Below are 23,529 nucleotides of genomic sequence, written 5' to 3' on the forward strand. Positions count from 1 at the left end.
AAATGGGTAATGAGGTATGCGTGACAAGCACCAAAACATTGAGGAGCCGTGTGAGGTGAAAGTCTCATGCACGGTTTTGAAGACCAACGGGGCTGGTGACAGTCTCGTTGAGTTTAATAGGTCATGTCACGATGCGATAGGATCAATCTTTAACAGTATCAGATATAAAGCCAAATATGTGCTATATGCTGATATTGCCAAATGCTTTGACCCCATTAATCACAAAGCGTTACTTGACAAAATAAATACTTATTCACGACTCCGATAACAAATTAAGTCGTGGCTTAAAAGTGGCCTGTTAGACCAAGGTAAAATTTTTTCTACCAAGGAAGCTAAGCCACCCGGAGGGGTTATTTCCCCGCTGCTGGCTAACATGGCCCTACACGGAATGGAAGAAAGGATTAAGCAATATGCGGAAACGCTAACAAAAGGGTACTCACGAATCAATAAAAAAGAGAAACAATGTTCCCTAAGTTTAACCCGATACGACGATGATTTTGTGATAATTTACAAAGACATTGACGTAATACTCACCTGTCAGAAGATAATTGCCTACTGGTGGAGTGATATTGCCTTAGAGTAGAAACCAAATCCAACAAAATTAACCCACCTTCTCAACAAATATAATGGAAATGTTGGGTTTTAGTTTTTAGGATTCCATATACAACAGTATCCCGTAGGTAACTATAGAGATGCCAAAAGTACAAATGGAAAGCCACTAGGTTTAAAGACAATAATCACCCCGTCCCAACCAAAAATCCAGGCTCATATCGTAAAAAGAGCTGAAGTAATAGATTGCTATAAACACTCCCCTCAATCTGTATTAATTAAGAGGTAAAATGCAATCATCCGGGGATTGTCAGACTATTACTCAGCATTAGTAAGTAAGAAAATCTTCCAAAAATTAGATAATCTTGCTGATCACAAGCTAAGAGGATGGGCAAAACGACGAGAAAAAGGTAACATCAACAAAGACAAATACTGGCGAACAGTAAGCTAACTAAATTGGTGTGTCAGGACAGAAATAGGTTTTGAGTGAGTCCAATATGCAACAACGAATATCGTAAGGCACGTAAACGTAAAAGGCAATTCAACACCCTATAATAGTCAGTAGATTTACTGAAGTAAACGACTTGGAGAATACCATGACACACCAACAATAGTAGGAATACTCATTAAGAAATAAAAAGGTAAATGTAGCCACTGTGGTTTGTACTTTACACCTACAGACATTGTAGAAGTTGACCATATCTAACCCACCTCCCTAGGTGGCAAAGATAAATTTAAAAACCTCCAACTTCTACATAAACACTGTCACGACACAAAAACGGAAAAAGACGGTTCCTTCCACAAGAACCATGATTAAAACCCGTTTTGAACGGTACCCATAACAAGGGTGAAGATATCAAGGATCCGGATGAGGCGAAAGTTTCACGTCGGGTTCTGAAGTAGAGGTAGGTGGAGAAATGCCCCTATCGAATCTAACAGCTAGCATAAATTTTGCCGCTAACCGTCCCTGGGTGCAATTAATCGAATTAGAAGATGATCATTCTGTGGAAACTTTCCTAGCGGAAAGGTGGGAAGCGATTCAAAATTTTTGCCAATTCAAAAATTAAAACCTGACCAACTTTCAAGTCTTAACAATCAAATGACTGAACAAGATAGATCGACTCGCACCTTAGCCGTTGACATTGGCGGAAGTGGCATCAAAGTTATGGTTTTGGACAATGAAGGTGAGCCCCAAACGGAACGCAGCCGTTTAGAAACGCCTCAACCGCCGAAACCGGAACCCGTACTAGAGGCGATCGCCTCTTTAGCAAGCGGACAAGGGGAATTTGACCGAGTATCCGTCGGCTTCCCAGGCGTCGTGCGTCTAGGCGTCATCAAAACCGCAGTGAATTTAGATCCGTCTTGGATAGATTTTGACTTACAAACTACCCTCAAAGATCGCTTGGGAAAACCTGTGCGAGTGGCTAACGATGCGGATATTCAAGGATTGGGAGCAATTGCTGGGACGGGGGTAGAATTAGTAATTACCCTGGGTACAGGTTTCGGTTCTGCCTTATTTGTCGATGGTATCTTGGTACCCAATTTAGAATTAGGACATCACCCGTTTCGCAAAGGGGAAACTTACGAACAGCAATTAGGGCGATCGGGATTAGATACAGTCGGTTCCAAAAGATGGAATCGCCGTCTAGAAAAAGCGCTCACCTCTGTGCAAAATCTCTTTAACTGCGATCGCATTTACATCGGCGGTGGCAATACTAAAAAGATTGCTTTTGAGTTACCGCCACAGGTTAAAATAGTACCAAATGTGAGCGGTTTATTGGGCGGGATTGCTTTGTGGCGTGATTGAGTAAACTTGGTGGCAAAAATTCCCATCAATATCAAAGAAACCGGATTTTTTGCTCGGATTAAAGGAAATAATCCACTCTTTAGGTAAAAAACCCGGTTTCTGAATCCACGACGGTTGATTTGGTTTTTGGCTTGTGCGATGGTCGTTTAAAAAATTATTCGCCCATCGGATCGCGGTAGCGTTTAGGTTCATCCTTGCGAAACAGATTAGCCAAACCGAGTATGCCCAACAAACCCAAAGCACCCCAATGATTGTTGTCGTTTTTGCTTTCTTGAAAGGGAGTTCTGTCGAGAACGACTCCATTAGAATCAGTATTGTTTTGGGTCGGAGCTGACTCGGTTTGAGCTGAGGCAGGCATAGCTGAAGGGAGAATAGCCAAACTCAAAGCTATGAGGGTAGCGGCGGCATTTTTAGAGATCTCTGACGGCTTGACTTTCATACTTGGTTTCCACATATTAGCAGTTACTTTCTAAGAATAATCAATTGGGCGCGCCCCCGGCATCAATCGAGCGACAGAAACTAAATCCCCCTCTCCTCTTGCTTTCGAGATAGAAGACGCTCTATGCTAAGTTCAGATGCTTCTAAGCAGATTATCTAAAATAAAAAGTCGTAAACTATACCATGCTTCCCTTTATCCGAAAAGATTTAGCCGAACTTACCGCATACACTCCCCATCCGGGCGGCACATCAGGAGAACCAGCGCATTCCGAAAGTGCGATCGATCGCCTTGATACCAACGAATGCCCCTACGAGTTGCCAGAGGAATTAAAAAAAAAGCTAGCTTGGACTTACCAGCAATTAATTGAGACAAATCGCTATCCCGACGGAGGGCACGCAGCCCTCAAAGAGGATCTCGCCGAATACGTCAATGAATCCCTAAATGTCCCCGCCCTTAACAAGGGGGGGCTAGGGGGGGTTACACTGCCCAAAACCGCCATTACAGCCGACAATATTTCTGTGGGCAACGGTTCCGACGAACTAATTAGATCCATCTTAATAGCTACTTGTTTAGGCGGTACCGGCTCTATTTTGGTTGCGAATCCTACCTTTTCGATGTATGGAATAATTGCCCAAACCCTCGGTATTCCCGTTGTGAGTGTTCCGCGAAAAGAGGAGAATTTTGAAATCGATATCGAGGCGGCTAAAAAGGCGATCGCCCAAAATCAAAATCCCCCAGTGCGCGCCGTCTTTGTCGTTCATCCCAATTCTCCCACAGCCAATGCTTTGACACCAGATGAAATAGAATGGTTGTCAAATTTACCCGAAGAGATATTAGTAGTAATTGACGAAGCCTATTTTGAATTCAGCCAAAATACTTTAGCAGACCAATTGCACAATCACCCGAATTGGATAATTTTACGCACATTTTCCAAAGCATTTCGGTTAGCGTCAATGAGAGTCGGATATGCGATCGCCCATCGCGAACTGGCAGCCGCCTTAGAAAAAATTCGCCTCCCCTACAACCTCCCCAGTTTCTCGCAAACCGCAGCCGAGTTTGCCCTAGCGCAGCGGCAGTTATTGCTGGCAGTAATTCCCGAAATTATAGCAGAGAGATCGCAATTAATTGCAGCGCTAACTCAGCATCAAAAATTGCAAGTTTGGCCGAGTGCGGCTAACTTCGTCTACCTGCGGGTGAAAGCTGGCGATCGTAATTTAGCAGAAACTGAACACAAACAAATCATGCAGCAGCTAAAAGAGCGAGGTACTTTAATTCGCCATACTGGGGGAGGTTTGCGAATTACGGTGGGTAGCCCGGAGGAAAATCAGCGAACAGTCGATCGAATAGGAGAAATTTTTGACAACTCATAATATTCTGTCTCCAGTTTCTGCTTAACACAAAAATAACTTTGGAGAAGGTATATATGCTTCAAGGAAAGGTTTTACGGGTTGCTCGTCCAACGGATTGCCTCGATCGAGTTGTTCATTTCTACACAGAGGGTTTAGGGCTGCAAATCCTCGATCGTTTTGAAAACCATGAAGGTTTTGACGGAGTAATGGTTGGGATGCCAGGAGAAAGCCACCACTTTGAATTCATCCATCAACGGGGACATATTGTAGGTGGCGCTCCAACTCAAGACAATCTTATCGTCTTTTACCTTCCTAACCAACAAGAATGGCAGCAGGCTGTTGAGCGAATGAAAGCAATGGGATTTGATCCTGTAAACTCCTACAATCCTTACTGGGACAAAGATGGAGTGACCTTTGAAGACCCAGATGGCTATCGAGTCGTTTTGCAGAATGCCGAGTGGAGCTTGTAGCAGCCCGATCGCAGCCTAAGGTATCTACACCAATTTATAACTGATCATTTCCTTGCCGTGCCGCCCGAATGGTTTGGGGAAATACGCCTACTAAAAGTGCCAAAGCTTCATCGGGAATTTGTGCCACTATTTCCGAATCCAAATATTGTTCAAACTGAGTTAAAACCATTTGTGCGCGTTCCAAAGCTGTAGGCTTTGCCGTTAACTGTTCCATTAACCGCACCCACTGCCGCCGAATTCCAAAAGCTTTCTGTATTTCTTCGGGAGATTGAGGGCAAACCAAACAAAAATCGCCCACGGGAATCGCCTGCTGAGAGTCAACATCAAAAACGCCCCCAACGGCAGCCCCAGGTCCGGCAAACTCCGCGTGGAAGCGTTTAATCAAAATTAGGCCGTTCCGGCGACGGCTATCTACCATCAACAGCTTACCGCTGTTGATTTCTGCGAGAATGTCAGAGGAGTGGGGGTATTCTGTCAAATCTGTGCCAAGGTTTCGATGTCGCAAGTCCGGGCCAGCAGAAAGGCCGGCGCGGACAATATAATTAGAGGTAATATTAGAGCTGGATGAAGTATCAATTTTTTTCTCATCCCGCTGCCGATCGAGATTATTCATTTAAAGTCATAAATTAATACTGTCACAAGGTGGTAGTTTGAGCGCGATCGAATATCAAATGCAAGTAGAACAAGCAGTAGACACCCTGAAAGCGGATCTCCCGACGCTTTTTGAAAAAGACATCTCCTACGACATCTACACAAAAGATGTTTATTTTCAAGACCCGGTTAACAAATTTAAAGGAAAAATTAACTATCGCATTATCTTTTGGACTCTTCGATTTCACGGGCAGCTATTCTTTAACGAGATTTACTTCGACCTGCACGACGTAGGTCAGACAGCCCATGATACTATTGTGGCAAATTGGACTGTTCGCGGGAAACTGCGGGTTCCCTGGAAAGCTCGGATTTTTTTTAACGGCTACTCTACTTATAAACTGGATAAAGATGGCTTAATTTACGAACATATCGACACCTGGGACAGAGAGCCCGGAGAGATTTTAAAGCAGTTTTTCCGCAAGGGGGATGAGGCGACCCAAGTATAAGCCAAAAAGGTCGATCGTGCCGAGCTCAGGGCCAGCCACCCAATTAACTTATAATGGCTAAAATAATCATCATCCCTCCGATTCATTTTCTGCTATTTGTAAATTGCTAAAATGATTGTCGCCTCTGATTCATTTTCTGCTATTTGCACTCCTGAAAAACATCATGGCTGATATTGTCCAGACTGCCACCAATGCCAGCTCTTTCAAAACCCTCGTGACTGTTATTGAAGCGGCTGGTTTGTTAGATTTATTGCAAAGTCCGGGACCTTATACCGTCTTAGCACCAACTGATGAGGCATTTGCCAAAATTCGTACGAACACTATTACCTCTTGGCTGGAAGATATACCCAAGCTCAAGAAAATTCTGACTTATCACATTCTGTTTGGCGAGGTACTAAGTGAGAATTTGCTTGAGTTAAGTTCTGCTGAAACAGTGGAAGGTTCTGTAGTGGGAATTGATACTTCTGACGGCATTAAAGTGAATGATGCTAAAGTTCTCACTTCAGATATTCTTGCCGACAATGGCGTCATTCATATCATTGATGCGGTGCTAATACCAACATTGCTTGCAGCATAACCAAACTTGTGACATCTCTAAATTTAGTAGGGTGCTTATGGGCGCACCTGACATTTTAAACTATAGAACTTACGCAAGTGTTACAATTAGTAAGGTGCGTCATAACCCAAACCATAGCTCATCCGTCCATAACTCGGTCGGACGCACCCTACAAGTCGATTTGATCGTGACACTTGCGTAATTGCTGAACTAATTATCCGAACCTAAAATCAATCCTGAGCGCGCCGGCAGCATCAATTCTAAAAGCCGATTTTCCCCGTCACCTTTCCATACAAACTCGCCTTTCCCAAACAGCAATTTCTCGTGAGGAGATTTCAAATTAGCTGCCTCAAAGCTAATATTAGCTTCTTCGGTCGCGACATTGATCGCAACAACTATTTCCTCATCCCCCAAAATTCTGGCAAAAACGTAAACCGTTCCTTCAGCAAACAGAACTTGGTACGATCCAGTGCGGAGGGCCGCGTATTTGTGCCGCAAAGCTATCAACTGCTTATGATAATCTAAAACATCAAGTTCCCAGCGAGATTGTAAGGGAAAACCGCGGCGAGAATCGGGGTCTAGAGCACCGGGTAAACCAACTTCATCGCCGTAGTAAATGCTAGGAGCTCCCGGAAAAGTTAACAGCAGCAAAGTAGCGAGTTCGACGCTAGCTTTATCGCCCCCAGCAATTGACAGCAACCTAGCTGTATCGTGACTAGCCAACAAATTAAGTTGAGTTAGCTGTATCGGCCACGGGTAGAGTTCCAAAACGTGCTGAATTTTGTCGCCGTACTCTTTAGCAAAAAGCGGCGGATAGGGATGGTAAGAACGACCTTCAATTTGAGCTAAATCAACTCTATCGCCGGCTGTAAAAGCAATAGTCGGCGCAGCAAAAAGATAATTCATTACTCCGTCAAATTGACTGCCGTCGAGCCATTCTCTCGCATCTTCCCAAACTTCGCCAACAATATAAGCTTCGGGATTAATGGCTTTAACTCGGTCTCTAAATTCTTGCCAAAATCCAGGGGTTTTAATTTCAAAAGGAACGTCCAGCCGCCAGCCATCAATGCCGAATTTTATCCAATATTCGGCGATTTCCATGATGTATTCTCGCACTTCTGGATTATCGTGATTGAATTCAGGAAGTGCTCGATTTCCATCCCAACCGGCATAATTAGCAGGAAAATTGCCGTCGTAGGCAGATAGGGGCCAGCCTTCAATTTTAAACCAATCTACCCAAGGAGAATGGGGGCCGTTTTCGAGGATGTCGTGAAAAAAGAAAAAGCCGCGGCTGGCGTGGTTGAATACGCCGTCGAGGACGATTTTGATGTTGCGATCGTGAGCGGCGTCTAGAAGCTCTTTAAAAGCCGGATTGCCACCCAACATCGGATCGACTTGATAGTAGTCGTGGGTGTGGTAGCGGTGATTGCTGGCCGACTGAAATATGGGGGTGAAATAAATTGCGTTAATGCCTAAGTCTTGCAAGTAGTCTAGCTGTTCCATCACGCCCCACAAGTCGCCGCCTTTGTAGCCTTGCAGGGTGGGGATTTCGTGCCATTCTTCCCACATGAAGTTTTGCAGCAGGCGTTTGCGAGGCTGTTTGCTTTTGGCGAAGCGATCGGGGAATATTTGGTAGAATACCGCGTGTTTAACCCAGTCTGGCGTTTGAATTTGCATACACTTTTTTTAGCTTTTAGGGGTTAGGCTACAGTAGCAGATGTTTGTTGCGGATCTAGCTTTTGGTAGAGAATAGACATTTTATCCCATTTGGTCGATCGACAAATTGTAAAATATTACACAAATTTGCGGTCAATCTTAAAATAGAAAACTGACTCTACCTAGAAGAAATTTATCGTCCCGACGGGGGGCGCTTCCTGAGTGCTGTGGAGTCGGACAAACTCAAATAACAAAAACGCCCGCAAAAAAAACCGGCTCAAACTCAAGCAGAACCAGAGCGCGAAGAAGGGCCCATACAGAGCGTCAGCGCCCGTGGTGGCGCGATCGACCTGCCTTGAAAAAGAACAACAGCGCCATGAACCTCGATTGATAAATTGTGAAAACGGGGAATTTACCCAAAAGACTTATTATTAACAGCCCAAACCCCGAACCTTATTCTTTCCTTAAACTGCGTTTATTTATTGAAGGGTATTTTAAGTCACAACTCAAAACTTTTTTAAATATCCATTCTGGATAGATGGGTATTTTAACTCACAACTCAAAACTCCTAACTCCAGTCCCGGACGCACTCCAACTCTTCTAAACCGGGTTTTTTAACTGTTATTGAGGATTTGAAGAAGTATTTGGATTAAACAACCCGGTTTCTGTGTAGGCGACTCAACTGATAACTCAAAACTCAAAACTTCCTTGCTCCCCCCCCTTGTCAAGAAGCCCTCACCATCCGACACTGTACTTGGAGAGTTAATCGACCCTAGGGAGAAAGTTCCTTGAAAAAAGTCTTAGCCATCATCCTCGGTGGCGGTGTAGGCACCCGCCTTTACCCCCTAACCAAACTGCGAGCCAAACCCGCAGTTCCCCTCGCAGGCAAATATCGCCTCATCGATATTCCTGTCAGCAACTGCATAAACTCGGAAATAGTCAAAATCTACGTCCTCACCCAATTCAACTCGGCATCCCTCAACCGTCACATCTCTCGCACCTACCAGTTTTCCGGCTTCACCGAGGGATTTGTTGAGGTACTCGCCGCCCAGCAAACTCAGGAAAACCCCAACTGGTTTCAAGGGACAGCCGACGCAGTTCGCCAATATCTCTCGCTGCTAGAACAGTGGGACGTTGATGAATACTTGATTCTTTCGGGCGATCACCTCTATCGCATGGACTACCAGAAGTTTGTGCAGAGACACCGCGAAACCAACGCGGATATCACCCTCTCGGTTTTGCCAATGGACGAGAAGCGGGCCTCGGATTTTGGTTTGATGAAAATCGACGACACCGGCCGCATTGTTTCTTTCAGCGAAAAGCCAAAAGGCGATGCGCTCAAACAAATGCAGGTGGATACTACTACACTGGGACTAACAGCGCAGCAGGCTCAGGAAAGTCCTTACATTGCTTCGATGGGGATTTACGTCTTCAAAAGAGAAGTTCTGATTAAACTCCTGAAAGAATCTCCAAATCAAACTGATTTTGGTAAAGAGATAATTCCGAATTCTGCAAAAGACCACAACGTTCAAGCTTATTTGTTTGACGATTACTGGGAAGATATCGGAACCATTGAGGCTTTTTACGAGGCTAACTTGGCTCTGACAAAACAGCCTAAGCCGCCTTTCAGTTTCTACGATGAAAAGGCGCCGATTTATACTCGCCCGCGTTTCTTGCCGCCGACTAAGCTTTTAAATACTCACGTGACTGAATCGATTATTGCTGAAGGCTGCATTCTCAAAGAGTGCCGGATCGACCATTCTGTGTTGGGAGTTCGATCGCGCATTGAAGCTGGATGTACGATTCAAGACACCCTGGTCCTGGGTGCTGACTTCTACGAACCCGACGCCGAACGGCATTCGAGTTTGGACAGCGGCGGCGTCGCCCTCGGTATCGGTGCAGATACTACAATTCGCCGCGCGATTGTGGATAAAAATGCCCGCATTGGCCGCAATGTTCAAATAATTAATAAAGACCGAGTGGAAGAAGCAAACCGCGAAAACCAAGGTTTTTACATCCGCAGCGGCATTATCGTAGTCCTGAAAAATGCCACGATTCCTGATGGAACTATCATTTAGTTATTAGTCATTAGTCATTAGTCGTCAGTCATTAGTTTTTTAAGTTAAAATCTGTTACCTGCTTTTCAAGTGACTGATTATAAATAATGAAATTAGTGACAGATCACCAATGACCGATGACTGATGACTGATGACAAAATTCATTCTTTTTTTGTTGATTATTAATTTCCACCGCTGATGCGAGGTTGTCGAAATACTTGGCTTTATTCAAAGGCTCGCGCATTATTAATAAGCGACCTTCTCTGTTACTGTCTGCCGTGATACAGATATGTCCGCTCGCCTGCGTCTGGCGAATAGCTTCTGATTCTTGTATTTGCGCTGGTAGCACGACTGGCAAATGCGCTGCCCGTTTCTGAGTAAAACAGAACTCTCGGAACTATCTTTCCAATCGTCGCAGCAGCCACAAGGCCAACTTAGCAAATAATTCATAATGTTAGCACCCTAGTAGCGTTAAAAGCTTATCGCTCTACTATCCTATCTTAATGTTTTATACAAGTGTGTGATGTAGCTAACAGACAGCGGAGAAATTCTGTTATATTACTGGGATTTAAATCTCTTCAAAGGTTGTAAAAATAAAATTTTATAGGACGGGTCTGGGGTTAATAAAAAATATCTAGAAATTTTGTGGGATAACGGCGCAATTTAGGGTATTATATAGTCACAATTTAGACATCAGATTGGATCGAACTTGCTGATGAAAACCTGCTAAGATTTGGATGGGGTGATAAAGCTCAGATCGAGAAGTTAGATCGCACCGCGCCCCGGAAAAAAAGACCAAAAAGATCGATCGTCCGCGCCAGTCAACCCTCCTGGTCTCCCGCCCGCAACAGCAGCAGCTTTCCCCGCCTCATCTCAACCGGGCTGCTGCCTCTCGACAGCCCTAAGCCTCATAACTCCCCACAAAGTTTTCGTCGCAGGAGTTTCCCCGTCTCACAGCTCACAGGTATAGCAAGGGCATCTAGGGTAAGGACGTTCTTAATTGATGAAAGCATTGTTTTTGCTGTCGAATCCCAAAAGCATTTCTAGAGGCGGCTGCTCTGGCTCCCTTCAGCACGAGAGATCCGAATGCTATAAAATCTTAAACAGCAGCGGAGTGCGGAAATTGCGATCGAACGCCAAGCAACAACCGAACTCGATCGAGTCCAAACCTTTGATAACCTATAATTTGAATGAGATGCCGCAGGCACTTCGGCTCCTGGCATTATACTAATGCGCCATCCTGCGGCTAATTTGGGATTTATTCTTTCTAACAACTAACAACTAACAAATAACAACTAATAAAGAGGGGATTGCTTAATGGCTGCAACAGATTTTAAAGACTATTACGCTATTTTGGGACTCAACAAAACTGCCAGTTCTGACGAAATTAAAAAAACTTTCCGCAAACTAGCCCGCAAATATCACCCGGACATGAACCCCGGCAACAAAGAAGCCGAAGCTCGTTTTAAAGAAGTAAACGAAGCTTACGAAGTGCTCTCAGACCCTGAAAAACGCAAAAAATACGACCAATACGGTCAATACTGGAAGCAAGCTGCCACCACTCCAGGCGGATGGCCGGGGGGGGGCAGTACGAATGTAGACTTTGGCGGGGTTGACTTCAGCGAGTACGGCAGTTTTGACGAATTTATCAATGCCTTGCTAGGCCGCGCAGGTAGTAGTCCCGGTAGTGCCCGCAATGCCAAGTGGAATTACAGCAACTACCGCAGCACCAGCGGCGGGCCCACAGGTTTTGGCGGATTTGAAGATTTCGCGGGGTACGAAAACCGCACCGCAGGAAGCTCTCTCGACACCGAGGTCGCCATTTCCCTGACTCTGGGGGAAGCATTTCGGGGAACTTCCAAGCGAGTCGCCACGGGGGAAGTTTCAATTCCAGCCGGAGTGAAAACCGGCAGTAAAATTCGGATAAAAGGCAAAGGTCAAGTTGACCCCTACACGAAGCAGCAGGGAGATTTGTACCTAAAATTAGAAGTTTTGCCTCACGCTTTCTTCCAGTTTGAGGGAGAAAATTTGGTCTGCGAAGTGCCTATAACTCCCGATGAAGCGGTGTTGGGAGCTTCCATTGAAGTGCCGGCGCCTGAAGGTATGATCACTGTGAAATTTCCAGCCGGGATTCGTTCGGGTCAGTCTTTGCGGTTGCGGGGCAAAGGATGGCCGAAACCCAAGAAAGACGAGCGGACTGATTTGTTAGTAAAAATTGCGATCGTGCCACCGAAAGAACTCACCACTGTCGAACGCGAGTGCTACGAGAAAATCCAAGCAAACCGTACTTTTAATCCTCGCAGTAATCTCAATCAGATGGTGCTTTGAAAAAGCGTGCATTTCTCGGGCGCAAATAAGATTCTTTCTTCACTATTTCCTCGGGACACAGCATTGTTGTGTCCCTACTGTATGCAAGCGCGCTCTCATTTGAAAAATACCCTGTTAATAACTCAACTTTTCTTCGCCCGTAATTTGCACTTTCCAACCTTCTCAAGACTCTTCGCTAGCTCTTAGCTGAGTAGGTTGACTACCTTGTTTGAGGTTGATGGTAATTTTTTTAGCTCCTTTGTTCTCCAGATCTCGGATGTAGCCGGTCGATCTGTCAGAAGCTTCCTGTCTGCTGTCATAGGGCCCAAAGTAATAGGTACCCTTGGGCGAATCTGTATCCACTTCTACCCACCATTCGTCGCGTCGAGTGCTGCTAGCAGGTTGAGCTAGCACCCAAAAAGCCGTGAAAAACATACCCAACATAGAGATTTCAAACATATTTACCTCGGGGAATACTTAAGTAGTTTTTACTATTCTCAATTTATCAAGGCAACGGGAGCGATCGGCTCGTCCTCAGTGCTGATTTGATCCCGATAATTTTGGGCAGTTAATGCTGGCTAAACTCTGCATTTTGGTGGAGAAGATGCCGACTTTGAAGCCACCACTACAAATACAAAGTCCGCCCGGTAAGGACTAGGACAAGACGATGCTTAATATTATTGTTGAGGCTTCAGTTAATGAAAAATTCAAACAGAACTTACACACTCTTGACGCTCAGAAACCGCGTTGCTTAACCCATACCCCTCGCTATAGACCGAGTATTTTCGTCAAAAAACCCGGTTTCTGCCCCCTGGAGTATCAAAATTCTTAAGCCGCGATACCCTCTGAAAATTCACTATCGCAAATCGTGAGTTCCGAAGGCTGACAGCGTTTGATGCGGATACTAACCCTTTTAGCTCCCTCGCTTTCCAAGTCTTCGATGTAGCCTGGAGTATTGCTTGAGGCTTCTTTGTCGGTGTCGAAGGGGCCAAAATAGTAGGTACAGTGGGGCAAATCGGTGACAATTTCTACCCACCATTTCTCAGACCGGCGGTGGCTTGGCCCGGCAAACACGGACAAGACTGCGACGTAGATACAAAATAAATAAAATCCGAGCATCTTTATTCTTGAGGGAGGTTTAATTTATTATTTAAATCTATCAAAATAATTTGTCCGATCGAATCAACCTCAGTGCTGATTTTGCCTCGATCGACTTTAGATGCGAGATTTTAGATATTAGATTTTTCTTCCCATCTAAAACCTAAAGCAAAACCCGCCGGTGCGGGTTGTTTGCTAACTGAAAAATGCTCTTTTTCCGAACTAGATGGCTGGGCAAACCTCAGCCTGCTGAGGTTTAGCGCTTGCCTTTGGGGAACTGTTCGATACCAGCCCAACCGTAGAAAACCAGCTCGTCGTTCTGAACTCGGCAGCGGTCTACTCGCAGTTGAGTGCCTTCTAAGGCAAATTTGTCTAAGTCTAGCAAGTTATTTACGTGGGCAATTATAGCTTGGCCCAAGTCTACTGCTTGCTCGTCACCGCCGTAAGTAACGCTGACAAATTGGATTTTGCGTCTGTCTTCTACTTGCAATTGAGCAGTAATATCTATTTTGACCGGTTCGCTGGCATCGCCTACGGTAATTTCGGACTGAAGCCGAATTGATTTGTCAGTTCCGAAGCTGACTTCAGTGTTTTGAAAGTGCAGAGATTGCTCTTGGTACTTCAGCTTCTGGAGTTTTTCAACTACAAAAGGTGTATTGAATGAGGTGGTTAAATCCGATCGACTTAAGACTACTCGCATATTTGCCTGGGTAGGCTGCCGCAATTTCACTTGACCTGCAAAAATCGCTCCAAAATCAATGGAGAGTGCTTGCAGGTAGAGTTCCATCACTTCTATGCGAAGGCCGTTGTACATCAACATACCTTTGCCAACGAAGTCGAAACCGTCGATGCTTCCCTGCAAGAGTTTGGCTACTGGTTCGACTCGGATGTTGGCCTCGGCCTTTTCAGAACGCTTGAATAAGGCTGCGATCGCAGCTCCTGCTACTTTACTAACAAGGCGATCGCCACTTTGACCTTGAAAGGATGTACCGCTAAACAAAGCTGCTACCATTTATTCGTTTGCTCATCTACAGTCGCCATTATAACCTCATATTAAGAAATGTAAAAATCGCTTGTGCTTATTCACCTCATAAGCAGATCTTGTTTTTTGTCTGTCTTCAAAACAACATTGTTGAAATTTAAACGCTCAGGGGGGTGCCTTGGAGACAGGCGCGATCGAGCAAAGCTCCATCCCAAAGGGTTTTTTCCATCATGGCGCAAAGCAAATTAGCTCCCGTCAGGTTAGCGCCCCGCAGTACGGCTCCATTCAGGATCGCTTCTTCCAAGTCAGCTCCTGACAAATCAGCGCCGGACAAATTGGCATGGCTCAAATCGGCACCAAGCAAAATTGCCCTAGCCAAAGCAGCGCCCCGCAAATCTGCGCCGCGAAAATCGACACCGCTCAAATCCAAATTGCCGATGGATGCCGCCGTCAAAAAAGCACCCCCAAAACTTGCGTCGCGGACTAAAGCGTTAGCGAAGGAAGCGCCCCGCAAATCGGCATTGCGAAAATCTGCGCCTCGCAAGTCAGCGCCGCTCAAGTCAGCGCCGCGGAGGTTGGCTCGCAATACTGCCCGCTGCAAGTTAGCGCCGGCGAGATTAGCTCCACTCAAGTTGGCTTGAGACAAGTTAGCACCCGCGAGATCCGCTCCCGCTAAGTCTTTGCCGGCTAAATCAGTGCCGACCAACATCAAAATTTTGCCTTTGCGTATGGCTTCGAGGTCATTAGTCATTAGTCAGTTGTCAGTTGTTGGTTGTCAGTTGTTGGTTAACAGTCAACAGTCAACAGTCAACAGTCAACAGTCAACAGTCAACAGTCAACAGTCGAGTTATTTTATAATGCCGGAGCGGCCGAGGTCGTTCGATCGCCCTCCTCCAACCACACGTTAGGCAGTTGGCTCGGGCGAGTTGGTAACTCCATCAAACCCATTTCTGTCAGTCTGACGACGTTGCTGAGAGTTTCCAGCAAAGCCGGATCGAAGCGAGTGCCCGACAGTTCGCGGCACTCTTCCAAAGCTTCGCTCAAACTCAAAGCCGGACGATCGCCACGCGGTTGAGTCAGTTCTTGAAAATAAGCGACCAACCCCAAAATCCGCGAAGTCATCGGTATCGCTTCGGCTCGCAAACCCTCTGGCCTGCCGCTGCCGTCCCAATATTCGAGTTTATGCTTGACAATTTCCGCTACGGGTGCTAATTCCGGCATTGCTTGCAGCAGTTGGGAACCAATGAAACTGCGATCACGCCAAAACGAGAAAGTTGCTTCGTCAAAAGCATCGGGAGTGCGATCGAACACCTCATTCGGGGCCGAAACTAAGCCGACTCGAAATAGCAATCCAGCCAGCCGCAGCCTCCGCAACTGCAAAGCCGGCAAATCCAGCATTTGACCCAAAGTTTCCGACAAAGCCGCCACCTGCAAAGACGCTGTAGGATTTGAGGTATCGCGTTCGTCCACGCGCTGGGCCATTCGCAGAAAAGCTTGAAGTTTGTTAGCGTTCAAATTGCGGCTGACGCGCAAAGCTTGACCTTCCAATTCCCACAACTCGCGGGTTTGGCGGTTAATTGCTACCATTTGCTGCTGAGAACTTTGCAGGTAAGTGACTATCCGCGATACCACGCCACTAATGTCTGCCAAGGGCGGGCCTTTGGTAGCCAGGATTTCGTGGTACATTTCCAGCAAACTGTCGGCCAAGGGAGAGTTGTAATATCGCGTCTGTTCTATAAAAATTTCCGCAGCAGCCGACACCAAAGACTGGTCGAACGACCACAAACCGTAGAACTTTCGTTCTGTATCTACTTCAGGCTTGCCCTCGGGCAAGTATTCCTGGTCTGAAAGTTCGCGACAAAGCACCATTGCTTTGTATGTCGGGGCGAGGATGATTAAATTCCATTCTTGGATTATGGGGTCGTTCTCATCGAGATTTATTAAAGATACATTTTCTAATTGCCCGGTTTTGTGGGTAGCGAAACCGCTGTCGGCTACTGCACCTATGACAACGCGCCGAGAGGCATTAGCAATATCTAGGTAGCGATCGGCTTCCTGTAAATACCATTTACCCTGCTGAAACGTCACCAAAACTAAGGGTTGGAGTTCGCTCTTGTCCCCGCCACTGGTTTGCAAAATGTGGTCTTCTAGGGCGTGACATAGGGCTACTAGGGTGTTTTTGAAGTATACCCCGTAGCTAGAAGGCAGTTTTCCGTCGGGAAGTGTAGCTTGTAGTCTAGCGAGAGTTGATTCTGAATTCATTGCAAAAAGCGGTGCCGGCTCTTACTTATTGTAGCGGGCGATCGAACTTCTCGAAAAGACTTTTGGCAAAAATCCGAGTTTTTGATTTTTCACCGCTTCGCAACCGAGTCAATCTAGAGTGCGCCGAAGAGTACCTGATTAATTTTAGTAATTTTCTGAAAACCCTCTGTCTTTGGCTGAGTTTTTTTTCAGACGATAAACCTGCCGGGAGGAAGACGGTAAATGACTTAGGTATTAACTACTATTTTTTAAACAAGATTATTAGGAATTCTGAGCGTGCTTCAACAAAATAGAAGTTTAGGGGAACAGGCGATCGACAAAGTGGCCGAGATTGCTATTGCTAGCAAATTAGACGAATCCGAAACTTTGTCTGTGACAGTTAACACCGATCCGATTCAGCTCGCGCAGGGTTCAGTAGAGGCCGTTGCCGTGGAGGGCAAAGGATTGGTAATGCAACAAGATTTGCGCGTGGAAGAATTGCAAATCCACGTCAAGGATATTGCTGTAAATCCCCTCACCGCTATGTTTGGCAAAATTGAACTGAACGGGCCTGCCTTCGGTGGCGCGCGCGCAGTTTTAACAGAAAGCGATATCAACCGCGCTTTTAATTCCGAATACATCAGCAGGAAACTGAAAAACTTAAAAATTACTGTTGAGGGGCAACAGCAGACAATAGACGTTAAAACTATTGAGTGCCAATTGCTAGCCGGAAAAATAGCTTTAAATGCTGAGGTATTGGTGCGGGAAACTGCCTCAACAGAAAAAAATTATTTTACAGCAAAACCTCAGATCGCAGCGGACGGTTGGGCAATTTCTCTTCAGGATGTCGAGTATCCTGAAAACAAGGAATTTTCGCCGGAGTTAACTGAAGCTTTGGCGGACAAAGCTGGTGAAGTTTTAAACTTGCGAAATTTTGAAATTGAGGGAATGTCCCTGCGGGTTCAGCAGCTAAATGTGGAAGCTGGTTTGCTGACTTTGCAAGCTGAAGCGAAAGTAGAACAATTCCCTAATTAGGAGGTTCTAGGGTGTGTCAGAAACAAAAAAGCTCTTCAATTCCAGCAACTATTGGAACTGAGGCACCCTACCATTATGCTTTGCTTTGGAAAAAACTCCGCCGTTTATGAAATCCCTCTAAAGTTATAAAAGAGTAGATAGCAACCCGCACCAAAATATCACCGCCGTTAGAGGCAGGCATGGGGAGTTTACTTTTACTCTTAACAAGTGGTAGTAAAAAATCGGAAAAATTTTGTGAAGACTGTAACTGCTTTTTTTAAAAGACTGCGTATCGGTCAATTTTTGACTGTATTTATGGCAGGTGTCCTGCTGTTTACCAGCACCGCTTGCAATTCGGGCGATGTTCGAGGTGCTCGGCCTGACAATCCTCCCGTTCAAGCTGGAGGAATGAATAATCCTCACAAGGGTGGCGGTGATGGATACACGAATTATAAAACATCCACCGATCCTAAAGTAAATCAGTCGCCTGCTCAAGCAGAAAAGAATCGGGCTGATTTGTCGCTCGTGGGCGATCGTCTCCTGGCCTCGACTACCGCTGAATCTAATTCCTCAAAACTGCTTTATCCTGGTTCTGCACCGATGGAAACTGACAAGTTCGACCTCGAACTCGGCGGAGATAAAACTCTGTTAGAAGCGCCAGACGGACAGCCGGCTAAGGCTCAACCCGTATTCGACCGCAGCGATCCCGATGCCAATATTTTAGAGAGAGTAGGCGCAGCGTTTAAGGATGCTTCTGGTTTCCTCAAAGATAGCGCTGAAGATGCCAAGGAAAGTTCCGTTACGAAACTCAATCCGCTGCAAAAATAAGCTAGCAGAACCAAAATTTATGTAGGGGCTGTATGAAACTAGCCCCTCCATAAATAATATAATTTATTGAAACCCTATCAACGCTTTTAGAGCTGCTACCTGCTCTACAAGATTTACGTTTTTTATGCTTTTTTGATATGATGCAGAGCAATATATTTTACATTTTATGGGATTTCGGCGGCGAATTTCCAACAGTATTTTTGGTAAGTTTCAATCAGGTTGAATAAATCTCAAACATATTGAGCAACATGAACTATTTTATCATAAATTAAACTGACTGGGTTGTTAATTTCGTGAGCGACTCCAGCGACTAACTGTGTTAAACTCGACATTTGTTCGGAGTGAATTAGCTGACGATGCCAACGAAAGTTCCGTTACAAAACTTAAATCTTAAAAGTATTTTACTGCTAAATAAAAAAACCCAACACTTTTAGGCGTAAAGAAGGATTGTAATGATGGATAAAAGACCCGATAGCTCCCACATTATTGGAAAGCTTTTTATAAAATGACCGAGTTTTTCTTACAATAGGGAGATATCATGGGCATCAGGGTGGTATTGAATCTTTCTATATCAGAAGTTGGTAGTCCTATTTAGGTAAGGGTGGACATAGCTCTTTTCATGTAAGGCTTTCAGAGCTTGGAGCCAACCTTACAGACCTGAAGTATCTAGGCTTTTTTAATGCTTTTGCAGCTACAAAGCCAAGACATTAACGAAATAATCAGCACTTTGAACCCTGTCCTGAGCAGATACTTGGATCTTTGTACACGGTAGTAAATCAATGAACTCCAGACTGCCAAGGAATTTCAACCATCCTTACCTTTAGGGCACTACCCAGAAGTTTTGCCCTGATATCTCCCGACAGATTGGTGTCGCTTGCGAGGGAAAACTTTTTCCTATCGCCCTCCACGATGAGATTGCTGAGTTCATCAGTCAGATTTCAATTGAGCTTCAGCTAGGAGATGGTATCGTACTATATACCGATGGTATTCCCGAAGCAAAAGACATTCACAAAAAACAATATGGCGTGGAGCCGATGTGTGAAGTCTTGAGCAAAAACTGGCACTTATCGGCACAAGTAATCAAGCCAGCGGTGATTGACGATGTGCGGCGACATATCGGCTATCAAAAAGTGTTTGATGACATCACATTTTTGGTTTTGAAGCGGAGGGAATTAGGTCTAGAAAAAAAGTAAAGTCACAGCCTCCAGTCACCGCATTGCTTTAGAGCGATCGCCAATACCTCAAAAAATAAAATTATGACATGAAACGGGAAAATGGTCGGCGGGGCGATCGCCTTAGCAGTCAAATTTACGAAGAGGTGGTGAGATATCTCAAACGCAGCCCCCAAAAGAGGTTTAATTTCCAGAGAACTCCAAAGCTGTAGTCAACTTCTAAATTTTTATGATTAAATCTATCTAATGATATATTGCATCAATGTAAAGAAAGCGATCGATCGTGGGATGAGCGCTCCCTTTATTGACATTAGTGCTTTCGGTCAATTAAAACTATTCACTCAAAGCCTTTCTACATAGCGTAAGGCGCGCCAAGGCGCACCCTACCGGATCGATTGGCCAGGGTAATTCCTATTCCTCTCAAAGCTTTTTCCGAGCTAAAACAGCTTTATTCTATTTTTTCTTTGACTCAGAAACATCAGCAATCAAATCGTCTTTATCAACTTTGGGTACAAAATCAGGGCGTTCTTTGGATTCCCAACCGGGGGGGCGCTTGGAGTTATACCAGGCGATCGAGCCGATCGTAACTGCAGCAACAAAGCCAACACCAAGAACTGCTATTGGAGCGGTCAAGCTGACACTTGATTCCGGCACTGGCTGCTGCATGAGCAGCTCAATCATTACTCGCTTGATGGGTGCAACAACAACTGCTATGGGAGTGGTCAAGCTGATATCTATCATTAGGCTAAATCCTTATCTACTCTACTTTTACATTATTTTAAGTGCTAAGGACGTTTGGTTGATATATCTGAAGGCTGAAAAATTGGCAGAATTGCGGTCATAATGTTTAGAGCTTGAAAATAGGAGAGCTGGTTTTATGCCGTTGGGGACAATAGCATTGCTGTTGGCTGCTAGTTTCAGCTTGGGTGCTTTACCGCTAACGGGATGGGCAGTGCGAGTGTTTAGCCGCCGAGATTTGAGGGCCCTGGGTACGGGGAATGTGGGCGTGTCTGCTGCTTTCATTCACGGGGGGAAATTAGCGGGAATTGCTGCGGTGTTGGCGGAAATAGCCAGGGGTATTTTGCCGGTTTTGGCGGGGCGATTTTGCTTCCCGGATGCACCTGCGATCGCGATCGCCCTGTTAATTCCTCTAGTTGCGGGCAGATATGTGATCGCCCGAGGTGGAGGCGTGACCAACGCGGTTTGGGGTCTTTTGGTATTTTCGCCGCCGGTGGCTGTATCGTCGGGCCTTTGGGGGCTGCTGGTGTGGGGTTTGGCACAGCGGTGGTGGGGTGAGGGCGATCGGGCGAGACTCTTTGCTTCCCGTTGCGGGTGTCTGTGTACCCCAATCTGGGTTTGGGTGTGGCGACAATCAATGCCCGAATTTTTAGCAGCAGCAGGATTAGCCTTTTTACTCTTCACAATTAGTCTTCGTCAGGGTGATGATATGGCTTTATCTAAATCAGACCAATTGTTTTCTCTTGATGACTCGTTAGATTCTGCAATCTGTGGCGATAAAGCAGCTAAATTGTCTCAACTCAAACGAGCCGGGTTTAATGTACCCTCTGGTTGGATATTATCACAAAAAGCGGGCATCGGGCATCGGGCATCGGGCATCGGGCATCGAGGAAATAGTGATGAATTGTCAATTCCCAATGCTTTCATTCAAAATCTAAAATCCAAAATCCAAAATCGCATAATTGTCCGTTCTTCTGCTGCGGGAGAAGATGGCGATACCAGTTCCGCCGCCGGACAATATCAAACTATTGGCCCTGTTTTCACTGAAGCAGAATTGCTCGATGCAATTAATCGCTGTCGCCAGTCTTATTGGACTTCCGAAGCTGTGGCTTACCGCCGACAGCGACAATTGCCCGACACCCAAATGGCTGTATTAATTCAGCCTTATATTGACAGCGAATTTGCGGGAGTCATGTTCAGTCGCAATCCTTTAGATGGTGGTTCCCAGGTAATTATAGAAGCTTTACCGGGAGGAGCCGAAGCTGTTGTCGGCGGACAATGTACTCCGGTTCATTTAGAAATAGATTTTAGTCAAGCTGAATCATTAGAAAAAAAATTAACTGAACTTCAAAGTAATTCAATTATTGCTCAATCGATTTTAGCAGAATTGGTGAAACAAGCCCAAGCAATTGAAGCATTTTTTCACGGAATCCCGCAGGATATTGAGTGGAGTTGGGACGGTGAAAAAGTTTGGATTTTGCAAAGCCGCCCAATTACTAATTTGCAGCCTTTTTGGACGCGCACTATTGCAGCGGAAGTGATTCCCGGTGCAATTCGCCCCCTAACTTGGTCGATTAACCGGCCCCTGACTTGCGGGGTTTGGGGAGAGATTTTTCAGGTGGTTTTGGGCGATCGCGCGATCGGCTTAAACTTTAATGAAACGGCAACTTTGCTGGGTTCTCACGCCTATTTTAATGCGACTTTGTTGGGCGAAATTTTTCGGATGATGGGATTGCCGGAGCAGGGTTTGGAATTTTTGCTCAGAGGGCAAAAGATGGGCAAGCCGCCTTTGGGGAAGATTTTGCCGAATTTGCCTGGTTTGTGGCGTCTGGTGCAGCGGGAGAGGGCGCTCAATGCAGAATTTAAGGGCGATCGTACTTCTATTTTCCTCCCCGCACTCCAAAGCCTGGAGAAAAAAGAGGGAAGTTCGGCAACGGATTTAACGGAATTGTTGGAGAGAGCGGAGCAAATTCAGGAGTGGCTGAAACCGATTACTTACTACAATATATTAGGGCCGATCGGGCTGGCTATTCGCAAGGCAATTTTTCGCGTTGATGATGACTGGCTGGCTAATGACAGCGCTCCTGAAATTGCTTCGGTGCGAGCTTTACAGCAGTTGGCTCATAAATTGCGACAAGCTGCTGTTTCCCAGCCTGACGAAACTGTTGCAGTCGCACATTTAGCACAGATATTTGCCGAAAGTCCGGCTTTACAAGCAGAATTTAAAAAGTGGCTTGATACTTACGGATATTTGAGCGAGGTGGGAACGGATATCGCTGTTCCTACTTGGCGAGAACAACCGGAAGTTTACCAAAAACTGCTACTAAGTATGGCTCAAAAAGCCGAAATTAATTTAGTCGAAAAGCGGAAACAAAGCTTGACTTTTTCGCAGAAGTGGCGATTAGATAAATGTCAAGAAAGAGCGCTTGTCAAAAACGAAATTAGCGAAATTTACGCGCGGTTGTTGGCTCACCTGCGCTGGACTTTTTTGGAGATTGAAGCTTGCGGATTGGCAATGCAGGTGTTTCAGGAAAGCGGGGATATTTTTTATCTGGAATTTGGCGAAATTCAGCAGTGGATTCGCAGCGGCGCGAGTGTTTCTTTTCAGGAGACAATTAGGGAAAGGCGCGATCGCCTGCTAGCCGATCGCGATCGCCCGATTCCCCCTGTTGTCTACGGCAATTTGCTGCCAAATTCTCAGACAAGGGCGATCGAACTTGCAACATCGGAAACTAATATCATCCAGGGAATTCCAGCAAGTATTGGTCGTGTCGAAGGCTTTGTCAAGATTTGCCGCACCGCCAGCACGGATTTAGGAGAAAATGCGATCGCAGTAGTTCCTTACACCGATGCAGGTTGGGCACCGCTGCTATTAGGAGCAACAGCAATTATCGCCGAAGTTGGCGGCCAATTATCTCACGGAGCAATTATCGCTCGCGAGTACAAAATTCCCGCAGTCATGAATATTGCTGAAGCTACAACTCGCTTGCGAGACGGTCAAAAAGTCCGAGTAGATGGGTATCTCGGTACTGTAGAATTGCTCGAATAATTAGCAACAGGCAAGATGCCTGTTCCACAAAGAGTTGATTTCTTGTGGAACAGGCATCTTGCCTGTTCATAAAAAGATTATTGAAAAGGGTACAACATCTCAGCAATCTCGTAAACCCGC

25 protein-coding genes and 2 pseudogenes are annotated in these 23,529 nt (G+C 45.6%); 17 read left to right on the forward strand and 10 right to left on the reverse strand.

The genetic code is table 11. The annotated features are described in order from the left end of the window. Window positions 1-271: 271 nt before the first annotated feature. The 5 genes and pseudogenes from QUA77_RS03855 to QUA77_RS03875 all read left to right on the forward strand — a co-directional run bounded on the left by QUA77_RS03855 (window position 272) and on the right by QUA77_RS03875 (window position 2,356). Window positions 272-583, forward strand: a complete 312-nt coding sequence (locus QUA77_RS03855) for a reverse transcriptase domain-containing protein (protein WP_333449360.1) — start codon at window positions 272-274, stop codon at window positions 581-583. Between the two features lie 264 nt (window positions 584-847). After that, window positions 848-1,000, forward strand: coding sequence for a group II intron maturase-specific domain-containing protein (locus QUA77_RS03860; protein ID WP_333449361.1), 153 nt, complete (start codon window positions 848-850; stop codon window positions 998-1,000). Between the two features lie 267 nt (window positions 1,001-1,267). Beyond that, a pseudogene (locus QUA77_RS03865) lies at window positions 1,268-1,366 on the forward strand (HNH endonuclease); the annotation flags it as partial. Window positions 1,367-1,466: 100 nt separating this feature from the next. Then, a complete protein-coding gene (locus QUA77_RS03870) occupies window positions 1,467-1,616 on the forward strand; it encodes a hypothetical protein (protein WP_333449312.1) in 150 nt (49 codons plus the stop codon). Window positions 1,617-1,648: 32 nt separating this feature from the next. After that, window positions 1,649-2,356: an ROK family protein gene (locus tag QUA77_RS03875; protein WP_333449313.1), complete on the forward strand. Its 708-nt coding sequence runs from the start codon at window positions 1,649-1,651 to the stop codon at window positions 2,354-2,356. A 154-nt stretch (window positions 2,357-2,510) separates the two neighbouring features. On the opposite strand, the gene QUA77_RS03880 is transcribed toward QUA77_RS03875, so the two are convergent. Further along, window positions 2,511-2,795, reverse strand: a complete 285-nt coding sequence (locus QUA77_RS03880; protein WP_333119608.1) for a WGxxGxxG family protein — start codon at window positions 2,793-2,795, stop codon at window positions 2,511-2,513. Between the two features lie 182 nt (window positions 2,796-2,977). Between QUA77_RS03880 and QUA77_RS03885 the strand changes: the two genes are divergently transcribed. Both QUA77_RS03885 and QUA77_RS03890 read left to right on the forward strand, forming a co-directional pair. Beyond that, window positions 2,978-4,165 (forward strand): histidinol-phosphate transaminase, encoded by a 1,188-nt coding sequence (locus QUA77_RS03885; protein WP_333035744.1) that lies wholly within the window; start codon window positions 2,978-2,980, stop codon window positions 4,163-4,165. Window positions 4,166-4,218: 53 nt separating this feature from the next. Continuing rightward, window positions 4,219-4,614, forward strand: a complete 396-nt coding sequence (locus tag QUA77_RS03890; protein ID WP_333035742.1) for a VOC family protein — start codon at window positions 4,219-4,221, stop codon at window positions 4,612-4,614. A gap of 34 nt (window positions 4,615-4,648) precedes the next feature. Here QUA77_RS03890 and QUA77_RS03895 read toward each other — a convergent pair whose 3' ends face one another. Beyond that, window positions 4,649-5,227, reverse strand: a complete 579-nt coding sequence (locus QUA77_RS03895; protein ID WP_333035741.1) for a hypothetical protein — start codon at window positions 5,225-5,227, stop codon at window positions 4,649-4,651. A gap of 58 nt (window positions 5,228-5,285) precedes the next feature. Between QUA77_RS03895 and QUA77_RS03900 the strand changes: the two genes are divergently transcribed. Beyond that, complete coding sequence (locus QUA77_RS03900) at window positions 5,286-5,711, forward strand: DUF2358 domain-containing protein (protein ID WP_333035761.1); 426 nt, start codon at window positions 5,286-5,288, stop codon at window positions 5,709-5,711. 163 nt (window positions 5,712-5,874) lie between these two features. Continuing rightward, window positions 5,875-6,288 carry a fasciclin domain-containing protein gene (locus tag QUA77_RS03905; RefSeq protein WP_333182001.1) on the forward strand — a complete coding sequence of 138 codons (414 nt, stop codon included), beginning with the start codon at window positions 5,875-5,877 and terminating at the stop codon, window positions 6,286-6,288. Between the two features lie 189 nt (window positions 6,289-6,477). Here QUA77_RS03905 and QUA77_RS03910 read toward each other — a convergent pair whose 3' ends face one another. Beyond that, window positions 6,478-7,944, reverse strand: a complete 1,467-nt coding sequence (locus QUA77_RS03910) for a glycoside hydrolase family 13 protein (RefSeq protein ID WP_333035738.1) — start codon at window positions 7,942-7,944, stop codon at window positions 6,478-6,480. A gap of 767 nt (window positions 7,945-8,711) precedes the next feature. Here QUA77_RS03910 and QUA77_RS03915 point away from each other — a divergent pair. The 3 genes from QUA77_RS03915 (at window position 8,712) to QUA77_RS03925 (ending at window position 12,308) form a co-directional block, all read left to right on the forward strand. After that, window positions 8,712-10,001: a glucose-1-phosphate adenylyltransferase gene (locus QUA77_RS03915; RefSeq protein ID WP_333035737.1), complete on the forward strand. Its 1,290-nt coding sequence runs from the start codon at window positions 8,712-8,714 to the stop codon at window positions 9,999-10,001. A 982-nt stretch (window positions 10,002-10,983) separates the two neighbouring features. Continuing rightward, window positions 10,984-11,211: a hypothetical protein gene (locus QUA77_RS03920; protein WP_333449314.1), complete on the forward strand. Its 228-nt coding sequence runs from the start codon at window positions 10,984-10,986 to the stop codon at window positions 11,209-11,211. 86 nt (window positions 11,212-11,297) lie between these two features. Then, complete coding sequence (locus QUA77_RS03925) at window positions 11,298-12,308, forward strand: J domain-containing protein (protein WP_333035736.1); 1,011 nt, start codon at window positions 11,298-11,300, stop codon at window positions 12,306-12,308. A 162-nt stretch (window positions 12,309-12,470) separates the two neighbouring features. Here QUA77_RS03925 and QUA77_RS03930 read toward each other — a convergent pair whose 3' ends face one another. The 5 genes from QUA77_RS03930 to QUA77_RS03950 all read right to left on the reverse strand — a co-directional run bounded on the left by QUA77_RS03930 (window position 12,471) and on the right by QUA77_RS03950 (window position 16,629). Then, a complete protein-coding gene (locus QUA77_RS03930; RefSeq protein WP_333035734.1) occupies window positions 12,471-12,746 on the reverse strand; it encodes a DUF1816 domain-containing protein in 276 nt (91 codons plus the stop codon). Between the two features lie 369 nt (window positions 12,747-13,115). Beyond that, window positions 13,116-13,406 (reverse strand): DUF1816 domain-containing protein, encoded by a 291-nt coding sequence (locus QUA77_RS03935; RefSeq protein WP_333035732.1) that lies wholly within the window; start codon window positions 13,404-13,406, stop codon window positions 13,116-13,118. A 235-nt stretch (window positions 13,407-13,641) separates the two neighbouring features. Further along, on the reverse strand, window positions 13,642-14,397 hold the full coding sequence (locus QUA77_RS03940) for a DUF2993 domain-containing protein (protein ID WP_333035730.1): 756 nt from the start codon (window positions 14,395-14,397) through the stop codon (window positions 13,642-13,644). A gap of 127 nt (window positions 14,398-14,524) precedes the next feature. After that, on the reverse strand, window positions 14,525-15,118 hold the full coding sequence (locus QUA77_RS03945) for a pentapeptide repeat-containing protein (protein WP_333035729.1): 594 nt from the start codon (window positions 15,116-15,118) through the stop codon (window positions 14,525-14,527). Window positions 15,119-15,219: 101 nt separating this feature from the next. Next, complete coding sequence (locus tag QUA77_RS03950; RefSeq protein ID WP_333035728.1) at window positions 15,220-16,629, reverse strand: HD domain-containing phosphohydrolase; 1,410 nt, start codon at window positions 16,627-16,629, stop codon at window positions 15,220-15,222. Between the two features lie 276 nt (window positions 16,630-16,905). Between QUA77_RS03950 and QUA77_RS03955 the strand changes: the two genes are divergently transcribed. Both QUA77_RS03955 and QUA77_RS03960 read left to right on the forward strand, forming a co-directional pair. Continuing rightward, on the forward strand, window positions 16,906-17,643 hold the full coding sequence (locus QUA77_RS03955) for a DUF2993 domain-containing protein (RefSeq protein WP_333449315.1): 738 nt from the start codon (window positions 16,906-16,908) through the stop codon (window positions 17,641-17,643). Window positions 17,644-17,877: 234 nt separating this feature from the next. Next, window positions 17,878-18,450 (forward strand): DUF6658 family protein, encoded by a 573-nt coding sequence (locus tag QUA77_RS03960; protein WP_333449316.1) that lies wholly within the window; start codon window positions 17,878-17,880, stop codon window positions 18,448-18,450. A gap of 233 nt (window positions 18,451-18,683) precedes the next feature. On the opposite strand, the pseudogene QUA77_RS03965 reads toward QUA77_RS03960, so the two are convergent. Further along, window positions 18,684-18,803, reverse strand: a pseudogene (locus QUA77_RS03965) (histidine kinase); the annotation flags it as partial. Window positions 18,804-19,346: 543 nt separating this feature from the next. On the opposite strand from QUA77_RS03965, the gene QUA77_RS03970 reads away from it, so the two are divergent. Both QUA77_RS03970 and QUA77_RS03975 read left to right on the forward strand, forming a co-directional pair. Further along, a complete protein-coding gene (locus tag QUA77_RS03970) occupies window positions 19,347-19,643 on the forward strand; it encodes a SpoIIE family protein phosphatase (protein ID WP_333449362.1) in 297 nt (98 codons plus the stop codon). Between the two features lie 68 nt (window positions 19,644-19,711). Beyond that, complete coding sequence (locus tag QUA77_RS03975) at window positions 19,712-19,834, forward strand: hypothetical protein (protein ID WP_333449317.1); 123 nt, start codon at window positions 19,712-19,714, stop codon at window positions 19,832-19,834. Between the two features lie 241 nt (window positions 19,835-20,075). Here QUA77_RS03975 and psb35 read toward each other — a convergent pair whose 3' ends face one another. Then, a complete protein-coding gene (gene psb35 / locus QUA77_RS03980; RefSeq protein ID WP_333035758.1) occupies window positions 20,076-20,288 on the reverse strand; it encodes a photosystem II assembly protein Psb35 in 213 nt (70 codons plus the stop codon). A 211-nt stretch (window positions 20,289-20,499) separates the two neighbouring features. On the opposite strand from psb35, the gene QUA77_RS03985 reads away from it, so the two are divergent. Continuing rightward, window positions 20,500-23,409, forward strand: coding sequence for a glycerol-3-phosphate acyltransferase (locus QUA77_RS03985; RefSeq protein WP_333449318.1), 2,910 nt, complete (start codon window positions 20,500-20,502; stop codon window positions 23,407-23,409). Window positions 23,410-23,529 lie beyond the last annotated feature (120 nt).

The organism is Microcoleus sp. K5-D4 (assembly GCF_036704575.1).
GTDB lineage: Bacteria > Cyanobacteriota > Cyanobacteriia > Cyanobacteriales > Microcoleaceae > Microcoleus.

Coding starts and splice junctions, on each gene's coding strand:
- QUA77_RS03985 (WP_333449318.1), top strand. CDS start 20,500: ATGCCGTTGGGGACAATAGCATTGCTGTTGGCTGCTAGTTTCAGCTTG.
- QUA77_RS03930 (WP_333035734.1), bottom strand. CDS start 12,746: ATGTTTGAAATCTCTATGTTGGGTATGTTTTTCACGGCTTTTTGGGTG.
- QUA77_RS03870 (WP_333449312.1), top strand. CDS start 1,467: ATGCCCCTATCGAATCTAACAGCTAGCATAAATTTTGCCGCTAACCGT.
- psb35 (WP_333035758.1), bottom strand. CDS start 20,288: ATGCAGCAGCCAGTGCCGGAATCAAGTGTCAGCTTGACCGCTCCAATA.
- QUA77_RS03975 (WP_333449317.1), top strand. CDS start 19,712: ATGAAACGGGAAAATGGTCGGCGGGGCGATCGCCTTAGCAGTCAAATT.
- QUA77_RS03940 (WP_333035730.1), bottom strand. CDS start 14,397: ATGGTAGCAGCTTTGTTTAGCGGTACATCCTTTCAAGGTCAAAGTGGC.
- QUA77_RS03885 (WP_333035744.1), top strand. CDS start 2,978: ATGCTTCCCTTTATCCGAAAAGATTTAGCCGAACTTACCGCATACACT.
- QUA77_RS03875 (WP_333449313.1), top strand. CDS start 1,649: ATGACTGAACAAGATAGATCGACTCGCACCTTAGCCGTTGACATTGGC.
- QUA77_RS03880 (WP_333119608.1), bottom strand. CDS start 2,795: ATGAAAGTCAAGCCGTCAGAGATCTCTAAAAATGCCGCCGCTACCCTC.
- QUA77_RS03895 (WP_333035741.1), bottom strand. CDS start 5,227: ATGAATAATCTCGATCGGCAGCGGGATGAGAAAAAAATTGATACTTCA.
- QUA77_RS03900 (WP_333035761.1), top strand. CDS start 5,286: ATGCAAGTAGAACAAGCAGTAGACACCCTGAAAGCGGATCTCCCGACG.
- QUA77_RS03925 (WP_333035736.1), top strand. CDS start 11,298: ATGGCTGCAACAGATTTTAAAGACTATTACGCTATTTTGGGACTCAAC.
- QUA77_RS03935 (WP_333035732.1), bottom strand. CDS start 13,406: ATGCTCGGATTTTATTTATTTTGTATCTACGTCGCAGTCTTGTCCGTG.
- QUA77_RS03910 (WP_333035738.1), bottom strand. CDS start 7,944: ATGCAAATTCAAACGCCAGACTGGGTTAAACACGCGGTATTCTACCAA.
- QUA77_RS03920 (WP_333449314.1), top strand. CDS start 10,984: ATGAAAGCATTGTTTTTGCTGTCGAATCCCAAAAGCATTTCTAGAGGC.
- QUA77_RS03905 (WP_333182001.1), top strand. CDS start 5,875: ATGGCTGATATTGTCCAGACTGCCACCAATGCCAGCTCTTTCAAAACC.
- QUA77_RS03950 (WP_333035728.1), bottom strand. CDS start 16,629: ATGAATTCAGAATCAACTCTCGCTAGACTACAAGCTACACTTCCCGAC.
- QUA77_RS03890 (WP_333035742.1), top strand. CDS start 4,219: ATGCTTCAAGGAAAGGTTTTACGGGTTGCTCGTCCAACGGATTGCCTC.
- QUA77_RS03945 (WP_333035729.1), bottom strand. CDS start 15,118: ATGACTAATGACCTCGAAGCCATACGCAAAGGCAAAATTTTGATGTTG.